The organism is Candidatus Neomarinimicrobiota bacterium (genome assembly GCA_041862535.1).
In the GTDB taxonomy this organism is placed as follows: domain Bacteria; phylum Fidelibacterota; class Marinisomatia; order SCGC-AAA003-L08; family TS1B11.
Genome location: JBGVTM010000058.1, coordinates 1 through 9,351 on the forward strand (window position 1 = coordinate 1; position 9,351 = coordinate 9,351).

Below are 9,351 nucleotides of genomic sequence, written 5' to 3' on the forward strand. Positions count from 1 at the left end.
TGAGGCCATGCTGCGTAACGTGCGCTATCCACCCCACCTCGAGGATGCCGGCATCGAAGGCAACGTCGTGGTGCAGGCCTTCGTGGACAAGACCGGCAAAGTGATCTACGTTAAGATCCTCAAAGGCGTGCCGGAAATCGAATTGAACGAAGCCGCCCTCGATGCCATCAAAAAAACCCGCTTCCGACCGGCTAAACAACGCGACATCCCCGTCGGGGTCTGGATCTCTCTGCCGGTCACCTTCCGCATCGGACTCTGACACCTCCCCGAACGCTGACTCACCCCACCGCCTGCTGCCGGGCATCCGGCAAGGCCCCAGGCCGGATTGCTAACTAGGGCTGACAACCACCCGGCCGGTTTTCATGTCTAAGCAGGTGGGTGGCTAAGGCCGCCAGAGGGCTGCTGTGTCCATGAAAAGGAAACCATATGAAACACCTTACCCGCATCACGGCTATCGCGATCTGCCTCGTTCCGCTGATGGCCGGCCAACTGCTCGCCAAAGAAGAGACCATCCACAAGACCTTCAAAAAAATCAAGACGCTGGATATTGAAACGGTCAGCGGTGACTGCATTATTGAAGCCGGCAAGGGCGACAATGTCGTCGTGGACCTGGTATATGATTACCCCGATGATTGCTTCGAGCCCGCCTTCAAGCAAAGCGGCGACCGGCTCCAGCTCGAGGAACACTTCCGTGGATATGGAGGCTGCTCCGGCTCCTCGGAATGGACCATCACGGTTCCGAAAGATATGCGTATCGATTTCTCCTCGGCTTCGGGGAACCTTTCCGTATCGGACTGCACGGGGAAGTTTGGCCTGGAATCGGCCTCCGGATACATTGAGATTGACCAATGCGAAGGGAAATATGAGATCGATAACGCCTCCGGCCGTATTGAGATCAGCATCTCAAAGGGGGATTTCGAAGTCGACAATGCCTCCGGCCGCATCGCGATCAGCAACTCAGAGGGGGATTTCAAAGTCGACAATGCCTCCGGCCACATCCGGATGCAGGATGTCTCCGGCCAGTTCGAGCTCGATAATGCCTCCGGTGATATCGAAATCGATAATATCGTTGGCCAACTCAAAGTGGACAATGCCTCCGGTGATATCGATGCTACCCGTGCGGTGATCGAAGACATGAGCGACTTCGATACGGCTTCGGGTGACATTTCGGTCACGCTGGCTAAGAGTCCCGAACATGATATAACCCTGGATTCAGCGTCGGGAAATGTGGTGCTGAATTACAATGGGAACCCGGTCAGCGGCTACTTCGAATTTTCAGCCCGCAAGGACCGGGGCAAAATAGACGCACCCTACAAGTTCGATAAAGAAGAAGAGTATGAATATCAAGGTAGAGTCTATGTACGGAAATCGTTCACCCGCGAGAAGGATACACCCCGGATAGTCCTCAGCACCGCCTCCGGCAAAATCGAGCTGAAATTGGAATAGGGCCGCGCCCGATTGCTATCCCGAACGCTGTTATTTGAAGGCCCCGGGTGTCGTTCCGGGGCCTTTCCGTATAGCTTAATTTATCCCTCGCAGTAGGACCGGCCGGACCGGCACCCAAGGCCAGGAGTTGTATCCATTCTGAGTCATCAGGATCCCGCCCGCCGCGCCAGCCACTGCTTGTGGCGCTGCAGGTAGTCCGCGCACCAATCATGCTCGGGCGCCCCCAGAAAGGCGTCGATGATCCGCAACTTGATGGCGTTCACCATCCGCACGCTCTTGAAATCGGTCCACCAGAGGTTGGTGAAAATTGCCACCCCCAGGTCCTCTTCCGGGACCAGGGCCACTACCGCCCACATCCCACCGCCGGGATGCTCGTTGACCCGCCGCCCACGGTGGTCGTAAGACACCCAGCCCAGATCATACACCAGGAAGTTGGCCAGGACACTGTGATGTTCCCACCATACCCGATCGACGGAGATCTGGGGCGTCAGCATTTCCTGGACCGACACCTCGCTGACCAGCCGCTGCCCCTCAATCACACCCTCATTCAGCTGGAAGATCATCCACTTCGCGATGTCCTCGGCGGTGGTGATAACGCCCGCGGCCGGGGCATAAACGTAGCCGAAGCCGCGCCAGTCAGTAGCGACTACTTCACCCTCCCTCTCGTAAGCCGGTAGAAACAGGTTCTCAATCTGAGCGGGCTCTCCCAGCGCCTCCTCCAGCCGGGTCGGGCTCGCATAGGTCGAGGACATACCCAGCGGCTCGAAAATCCTGCTGGTGACGAACTCCTCCCAGCTCATCCCGGACAGGCGCGCCACCACCTCCCCGGCCAGCGCATACCCCACGTTGCTGTAAGCGTGCCGCTCGCGAAAACCGGTGGCTGGCTCCCGCAAGGGCAGGTCACCCAGAAGCCGCTCCATAGTGTAGTCAGGATCGTTCCATTCCCCCAGCCGGAAAGGTAGCCCCGCCCGATGCGCCAGCAGGTCACGGATGGTCATGTTTTCCGTCACGTAGTCGTCAGGACACTTCAGCTCCGGGATATAACGCTTGACCGGATCATCCCACTTCAACTTGCCCTCATCAACCAGCATGGCCAGGGCGGTGGCCGTCATGGCCTTGGTATTGGAGGCGATGGTGCACAGGGTATGTTCATCGACGGGCAGATCCTCGCCTGCCTGGCGGCTGCCGTAACCCTTCGCAAATATGTGCTGACCATCCTTGACCACCGAGATCACCACCCCGGGCGCATTCCAATCGTACAGCACCCGCTTAATGTAAGCGTCGAATTCCTGATCAAAAAAATCAGCCAGCGCTTTCTCCCGGCCGCAGCTGGGGTTCAGCAAAAGCAGAGCAAACAGAACCGGCAGGATCGCGAGCCATTTAAGAGCAGGTTTCATGGGGTCTCCAGACTTGATATGATAAAATAAGTGGCTGGCATGTTAGTTAGCCGGCGGCTAAAAAGTCAAGCCGCGAGTATACCTGCAAATTGCAGCTGGCCCTTCCCGCTACCCCAACTTTGACCGCTGACCGCTCCTCGCCTGCCATACTGGCATATAACGTCAGTCAATATGTCAGCCGAACCTGACCGATTGCTGGCCTTATACGGCACTTCTGACCGCCTGGCTTCCCTGGCACACCCCTTGCCCCTGTATAGGACGAAAATAATGCAAAATCTTTGAAATGGCACCCTGCCAGAAACAAGCATCAACAACTGAAGGAGGAATAACCATGACACTCGTAAAGTACACCCGCAGACGGCCCGTAGTGAGCCTGTATGATGACATGAACCGCCTGTTCAACCAGGTATGGTCCCGCAGCTTCTTCGGCTATCCGGTGCTGGTGCGCGATTGGGCCCCGGCCTTCGATATCCGCGAGACCAAAGACCAGATCGTCTTCGAGGCGGAACTGCCCGGCCTGAACAAAAAAGACATCAACATCACCCTCCACGAGGGCGTGTTGACTGTCAGCGGCGAGCGCCAGGAACGCGAGGTCACCGACAACGAGACCTTGCACTGCACTGAACAGCGCTACGGCAAGTTTCAACGCTCCTTCTCCCTCCCCGAGGTGAATGCGGACCAGGTCGAAGCCAGCTACAAGAACGGCATCCTGACCATCACCCTCAACAAGGTCGCCCCGGTGGAGCCCGAGAAGAAGCAGATTGCCATCAAATAACAGGGCTGCACGCGGTATCCTGATACCACGACGCCCAGCCCCTCTTCCCTATCCCCCGGGAGAGGGGCTTTTTTTTATCCACCGCCACCGATAACGGACCACTGACCACTAACTGCTAACTGCTGATCGCTGATCGCTGAAGGCTGACCGCTAACTGCTATCTGCCTCCTGCGCCTGCGATGGCTCCCGCCGCAAACCGTGCCGCCGATGAAATACCCAGACCACGATCCAGCCGAATAGGAAATTGGAGGACGATACCTCCACAAAGTGCGCCCTCCGGATTTCAGCCGGCATAAACTCGTTGGGAAGCAGTAGGGTGCCGCTCATCAGCACCGAGAACAGCAGGGCCACCGCCAGGCCCGCCTCCCACCAGGCCCCCTTCATCATCCGGATCACCGGCAGGGCCACCCCGATCCACAGCAGACCCCGTAGCACCTGAAACGGAAGTATCCACGAGGGCATCTGCAGACCGGCATAGTATTCCTCGTACGCCGCACCAGCCAGCGGCATGAAAACCAGGGCACCGAACGCGACGTAAATAACCACATATACGACCGCTACTAGCAGCACCTTCCACAACCATTGCGTCCAGGGCATGACCAGTCGCGGGTTGGGCTCCTGGGCTTCGGCAGCCCCCTTTATCTTGCCGTGGACCAGCACCGCCAGCGGCGCAAACACCACCGCAACAATCAGCCCGTGCATAAAGAACTTCGGCACCATCTCCGCCGGCACAATGTCCACCAGGTATTTCAGGAACACCAGCGTCTCGATCTGCGACAGGAAGGTCACTATCCCGTAGTAAACCACCAGGATGGTCAGCACCAGTCGCCAGCCGCCCCAGCGGGAACGCTCGAGCGGGTAGCTGATAACGATTGCGTGCATCGCGCACATGCTCAGCAGGGCCGTCATCGCCCCCGCCTGGCTACCGGGCTGGGAGGAATCCGCCAGACCCACCGCCAGGCCTGCCACCGTCCAGCAGGCAGCCAGCAGAATCGTTAGTACGATGATCCGCACGACGAACAGAAGAGTGTATCTGGTGCTCATGGATCAGTCTTTCGTAAATGATGCTTTCGGCAGAGTGTGTGTTATTAAAGGTAGGCGCGAAAGGGGCGCCAAATCCAACGGAATTATGACCACAACCCAGCGCTAAGAATAGGCTCTACTGAACTGTGTACCGCAGACCACTAACCATTAATACGCCAGCCCGTCTCAGCCTCTAGTCCAGCAGCGCGGACGGCGAGGTGCGGAAAAATTCCGCCAGCGGCAGGCCACCGCTTCCAACTAGCAGCGTCCGCTGGACGCTATACGCCTCGGCAAACCGGCTCATACCAGGCAGGGTCGTTCTCCAAGCACCGCTGGCCACTTCGATCGCTGCCAGGCGGTCACCACGTCTCAGAACGAAATCCACCTCCCGGTTCCGCTCCCGCCAGTGATGTACTCTGACCGAAATACCAACAGCATCCATAAAAAGCATCTGGGTTCCGCTCTCCTTTTCATGATCACGTCTAACATGGGCCTTCGATACAAGCAGAATCTCTCATTCCATGAGTCGTTTTATTCAATGTCCTGATATAATTAACTCAACGCACTGAGCATATTTACTCAATGCATTGAGTAAATCCTAGCACTGCCTCCTATTATCTGCTGCAGGCCACGCCCATGTCCTACTACACAATCTGCTACACTCGCAGCGTACTTGCTGAGATTTTTAATGGATTTTTGCCCGCCTTAGCTTTAGCACAGCCGAACCACGGACTACTGACGACTAACCACTGACCACTAACGACCGATCGCTTCTTACTTCTCCTTCCCCGCCGCCAGCCATACCCGCAAAAGCTGGCTGACAGCCTCGGGATTCTCTTCAGCGAACTTGCGTACTTCGGCCATCATCTTCGCACGGATTTCTAGCTCCGCCCTGGCCTCGGGGGAGAGACTTTTCGTATAGGTATCGGTGGTGGCGGCCCTCTCGCCCTTAACCGACATTCGCGGGGCGGCAGCGGGGGTGGCCGGAGCTGCCTTAACAGGCACGCGGCGTGGGGGCGGCGCCAGCTGCCGCACCGGGACCGGCTTTAACTTTTTTACCTTATGCTTCTTCACCATAGTCTTACATAAGATAGATGGCCGCCGGTGAATTGTCAAGCTGGAGTCTGGGGGTATTGGTAATTGTCCCGTAGGGACCCCCGCAGGGAAAAGTGCTGCTTGTTAAAAGCCAATCGCTGCTGGCTAATGGCCGAAGGCTCGAGGCTGGATACTGGGGACTCAGTCTTGGGACGTTGAACTATTCATTTTGCATTTTGCATTTTTCATTTTATCTCACCCATCCCACTCCTTGTACCTCTCGATAAACCGCACCAGCTCCTCCCCGGGCACCCGGATGTAACGCCCCACCCGCAGGGCCTCCAGCCGACCCAACTCTATCAACGTCTGTACGTAGCGCATTGAACATTGCAACAGGACGGCCACCTCCCCCGTGCGATACAGCCGCTGACGGTCGATCTTCTCAATCAACACCTCAAATCCATCGCTGCTCTCCATCCCCCTCCTCTCTTGCATCGCCCTCTGCTTAGGGCAATCCGGCCTGCTACTGCCAGAGCACTCCTGGACACTATTACCATTACTAACTCTTTAACTCCCGCTCGGTTAAACCCTTGCCTCGCTCTCCTGGCGTGTCATCTCTGGCTTCCCTGGCGCTTCCAGGGCGCTCCAGTTCAACGCCAGCAGCTCGTAGCGCCCCGTCTCATTGTGTTTTTGATACACATTCACGTAGCGCCGGGTAGTGCGGATGCGCAGGCTGTCGGCAATCAGCCCCATGGCCTCGTTCCACACCGCGTCCTCGAACTTGAACTGCCGCAGAGTCAGGATCGAGCGCACATTGATGCGCCCCTTACTGTCCACCTGGAAGGCCTGGTTAATGATCGCCCGCACCTCCAACCGGGCATTGCCCGTCCACCGCCGCAGACACTGGTCAATCTTCTGCTTGGCCACCTGCAGCCGCTCGTCAAATTCCAACGCCTCGCAGATCTTCACCTCTACCTTCAACCGCCCGTCGAAGCTCACCAACTCGGCGTTGCCCTTCCATTGCTCATCGTAGCCGGCCGCCACCTGCTCCAGGTACCCATCCAACAGGGCCAGCACCTCGGCCTTCACTGCCGCCATCTCCTCCCGAAGACGCAGCGCCTTGACTGCCACCCGCCGCACCAGCCGGTCCCGCGCCTTCACCGCCGGATCGATGTAGCGCGGCGGCACCGCCCGTCCCTGACCATCCAGCCAGTAACCTTGACCATCAGCGCTGGGCCTTAATAACATACGCACGCTTCCTGCCTCCCTACCAACCTCCACTCGCTGCTCTTTTTGTGTCATAATGACTCTTCCTTCTCTGTTCCCCAATGCTTAAATTGTCACCTACGGCATATGGCACAACCCATTACCGGTCAGATGGACGCAAGCCCGTACTTCGCAGCTATTATCCCAACCGGGGCCAATGGACCTGCAACTTCCAACGAGAAGTAAGGTTACCATTGCCGTGAACCTTGGATGGCTTAATATGCTTTCGCTTTGCCATTTCACAGATATAAATGTAGTGTGTAATAATTACTCATTGCAATAAGAAATGAACTCCCAGTCCAATAAACATGCCCGCCTGGGCCGCCGACTGCGCGACATCCGAACCCACCTGGGCGAAACCCAGACCGCCTTCGCCGAACGCTTCGGCCTCAAACGCCATGACATCGCCAACTACGAGCGCGGTCGCGCCGACCTCCCCTCACGACTCGTGGGCAGCCTGGATAAACTCGGCTTCAACATCAGCTGGCTACTCACCGGCACCGGCGGCATGCTCCGCGGAGGGATTCCCACACCCAACTCCTCAGATCTGGTGCTGGTGAGCCGCTACGACGTCCGCGTTGGCGCGGGACACGGTACCTTCGTGATCGGCGAAGACGTGGTCGGCTCCGTGGCCTTCAAAAGAGATTGGATCAAAGAACGCGGACTGAACTCCAACAACCTGGCCCTGGTGGATGTAGTGGGCGATTCCATGGAAAAAGTCCTGCGCGAGGACGATGTCGTGCTCATCGACCTCAGCCAGGCTGAGATCGTCAGCGGCAAGGCCTACGTCATCCGCATCGGCGACGAACTGCTGGTCAAGTACCTCCAGTACCTGCCCGGCGGCCTCATCCAGGTCTTCAGCGAAAACAGCGCCGTCTATCCCCCCTTCACCGTCGCCAAAAAGGACCTGGGAACCGAAATCTTCGTCATCGGCCGGGTCGTGGCCTCGGCCCACATGTGGTAGCCGCCCCTCAAACACCCACCCAGTCCCGGCTGACCACTGGATATACCCACCGGAAATACTTTACCTTTATCGCCTATGATCGCCACCTCCCGGCTGAAAATCTTCGCCACCACCCTGGTGGTCACCCTGTTTCTCTTCTTCACCAGCGCCTATATCTCCCTGAAACTGGGCGCCATGCCCTGGCCCATCGTCTTCTCCATTGTGGTTTCCGCCGGCCTGCTGCGCCTGTTCTCAAAGAAGATCAACCGGCACGATGTCAACATGGCTCAGGCCGGGGGTACTATCGGCGGTCTCATGGCCGCCGCCGTGGCCTTCGTGCTTCCTGGGCTCTACCTCCATCCCCCCCAGAACCTGCCCTCGGTCTGGACCCTCGGTCTACTGGCCGGCGCCGGCGGACTACTGGGCGTACTCCTCTCAGACCGGGTGCGACCCCACTATATTGACCAGGAGAACCTGCCCTACCCGGCCGGCCGGGCCGGCGGCGAACTGATCCGCGAAGGCTTCGACCGCGGTACCCTGTTTGCCTTCGTGGTCCTGGCCGGACTGCTTACCGGCGCCTTTACCTTCCTGCGGGATCACTTCGACATCTACCTGGTGCCGGTCACTATCGGCTCCCTCCTGCTGCCCTTCCTGATCGCCCCCATGGGGGTCGGAGCCGGCTATATCCTGGGCGCCCGCACCGGCATTAACTGGCTGGCCGGGGCCGTCATCGCTATCGCTATCCTCGTCCCGCTGGGCGGCCTGCTGGCAAAACCACTGGGACTTGATGCCGGCATCACCCCCCAGCTGTGGGCCCAGAACATCGGCATGGGACTGGTCCTCGGCTCGGGACTGGCACACCTCCTCTTTCATGGCCGCTTGCACTGCCTGACCGCCCTGTTCAGCCGCCACCACCCCCAGATCCCCGTCCTGGCCTTGTCAGCCGCGGCCCTGGCGCTCCTGATAACAGCCGGCCTGACATGGTGGGGCGCACTGCTCGCCCTGGCCCTGGCCTGGCTACTGGTACCGGTCGCCGCCCAACTCACCGGCGCTACCAACCTCGACCCCCTGGAACAGTTCGGCATCCTGGCCGCCTTTGTGGTCGCCGGCGCCTACGCCCTTCTCCACCTACCATTGCCGCAACCGGCTCCCTACATCATCGCCTTCTTCGTGGCCGTCACCACCGCCGTGGCCGGCGACATCGGACATGACTTCAAGTCCGCCCAGGTGGTGGGCACCCGCAGCCGCTATATCGTCCAGGCCGACCTGCTCGCCGTCGCCGCTATAATTCCCGCCGTGCCGGTCCTGATAGCCATCATCCGCGATACATTCACCCCCGAGCTGTTCACTGCTACCCTTCCGGCACCCCAGGCCAAAATGGTCTACAACACCTTTTCCGGCCTCATTCACCTGCCAACCTTCTTCGGCACAATGGGCGGCGCACTCCTGCTGGAAGGCCTGCGCCG

At 58.7% G+C, this 9,351-nt stretch carries 11 protein-coding genes; 5 read left to right on the plus strand and 6 right to left on the minus strand.

Annotated features, from left to right (window positions below):
- Together ACETWG_02430 and ACETWG_02435 are read left to right on the plus strand one after the other, a co-directional pair.
- A partial coding sequence (locus tag ACETWG_02430; protein ID MFB0515445.1) for an energy transducer TonB occupies positions 1–259 on the plus strand: 259 nt, incomplete at its 5' end.
- 167 nt (positions 260–426) lie between these two features.
- Positions 427–1,446, plus strand: coding sequence for a DUF4097 family beta strand repeat-containing protein (locus tag ACETWG_02435; GenBank protein MFB0515446.1), 1,020 nt, complete (start codon positions 427–429; stop codon positions 1,444–1,446).
- 146 nt (positions 1,447–1,592) lie between these two features.
- Here ACETWG_02435 and ACETWG_02440 read toward each other — a convergent pair whose 3' ends face one another.
- Entirely contained in the window at positions 1,593–2,843 is a 1,251-nt protein-coding gene (locus ACETWG_02440; GenBank protein MFB0515447.1) for a serine hydrolase domain-containing protein, read from the minus strand.
- Between the two features lie 331 nt (positions 2,844–3,174).
- On the opposite strand from ACETWG_02440, the gene ACETWG_02445 reads away from it, so the two are divergent.
- Positions 3,175–3,618 carry an Hsp20/alpha crystallin family protein gene (locus ACETWG_02445; protein ID MFB0515448.1) on the plus strand — a complete coding sequence of 148 codons (444 nt, stop codon included), beginning with the start codon at positions 3,175–3,177 and terminating at the stop codon, positions 3,616–3,618.
- 150 nt (positions 3,619–3,768) lie between these two features.
- Here the strand turns inward: ACETWG_02445 and ACETWG_02450 are convergent, their stop codons facing one another.
- The 5 genes from ACETWG_02450 to ACETWG_02470 form a co-directional block, all read right to left on the minus strand.
- Positions 3,769–4,662 carry a hypothetical protein gene (locus tag ACETWG_02450; protein ID MFB0515449.1) on the minus strand — a complete coding sequence of 298 codons (894 nt, stop codon included), beginning with the start codon at positions 4,660–4,662 and terminating at the stop codon, positions 3,769–3,771.
- A 172-nt stretch (positions 4,663–4,834) separates the two neighbouring features.
- Positions 4,835–5,092, minus strand: a complete 258-nt coding sequence (locus tag ACETWG_02455; protein MFB0515450.1) for a hypothetical protein — start codon at positions 5,090–5,092, stop codon at positions 4,835–4,837.
- A gap of 323 nt (positions 5,093–5,415) precedes the next feature.
- Positions 5,416–5,718, minus strand: a complete 303-nt coding sequence (locus ACETWG_02460; protein ID MFB0515451.1) for a hypothetical protein — start codon at positions 5,716–5,718, stop codon at positions 5,416–5,418.
- A gap of 213 nt (positions 5,719–5,931) precedes the next feature.
- On the minus strand, positions 5,932–6,171 hold the full coding sequence (locus tag ACETWG_02465) for a helix-turn-helix domain-containing protein (GenBank protein MFB0515452.1): 240 nt from the start codon (positions 6,169–6,171) through the stop codon (positions 5,932–5,934).
- 87 nt (positions 6,172–6,258) lie between these two features.
- Positions 6,259–6,978 (minus strand): DUF3164 family protein, encoded by a 720-nt coding sequence (locus tag ACETWG_02470; GenBank protein ID MFB0515453.1) that lies wholly within the window; start codon positions 6,976–6,978, stop codon positions 6,259–6,261.
- 250 nt (positions 6,979–7,228) lie between these two features.
- On the opposite strand from ACETWG_02470, the gene ACETWG_02475 reads away from it, so the two are divergent.
- Together ACETWG_02475 and ACETWG_02480 are read left to right on the plus strand one after the other, a co-directional pair.
- Complete coding sequence (locus ACETWG_02475; GenBank protein ID MFB0515454.1) at positions 7,229–7,906, plus strand: XRE family transcriptional regulator; 678 nt, start codon at positions 7,229–7,231, stop codon at positions 7,904–7,906.
- Positions 7,907–7,981: 75 nt separating this feature from the next.
- A partial coding sequence (locus ACETWG_02480; GenBank protein ID MFB0515455.1) for an OPT/YSL family transporter occupies positions 7,982–9,351 on the plus strand: 1,370 nt, incomplete at its 3' end.

Excerpts from the sequence above, each read along its gene's own strand:
- ACETWG_02450 (MFB0515449.1), bottom strand. The coding sequence starts at position 4,662 with ATGAGCACCAGATACACTCTTCTGTTCGTCGTGCGGATCATCGTACTA.
- ACETWG_02455 (MFB0515450.1), bottom strand. The coding sequence starts at position 5,092 with ATGCTTTTTATGGATGCTGTTGGTATTTCGGTCAGAGTACATCACTGG.
- ACETWG_02470 (MFB0515453.1), bottom strand. The coding sequence starts at position 6,978 with ATGACACAAAAAGAGCAGCGAGTGGAGGTTGGTAGGGAGGCAGGAAGC.
- ACETWG_02475 (MFB0515454.1), top strand. The coding sequence starts at position 7,229 with ATGAACTCCCAGTCCAATAAACATGCCCGCCTGGGCCGCCGACTGCGC.
- ACETWG_02435 (MFB0515446.1), top strand. The coding sequence starts at position 427 with ATGAAACACCTTACCCGCATCACGGCTATCGCGATCTGCCTCGTTCCG.
- ACETWG_02440 (MFB0515447.1), bottom strand. The coding sequence starts at position 2,843 with ATGAAACCTGCTCTTAAATGGCTCGCGATCCTGCCGGTTCTGTTTGCT.
- ACETWG_02445 (MFB0515448.1), top strand. The coding sequence starts at position 3,175 with ATGACACTCGTAAAGTACACCCGCAGACGGCCCGTAGTGAGCCTGTAT.
- ACETWG_02465 (MFB0515452.1), bottom strand. The coding sequence starts at position 6,171 with ATGCAAGAGAGGAGGGGGATGGAGAGCAGCGATGGATTTGAGGTGTTG.
- ACETWG_02460 (MFB0515451.1), bottom strand. The coding sequence starts at position 5,718 with ATGGTGAAGAAGCATAAGGTAAAAAAGTTAAAGCCGGTCCCGGTGCGG.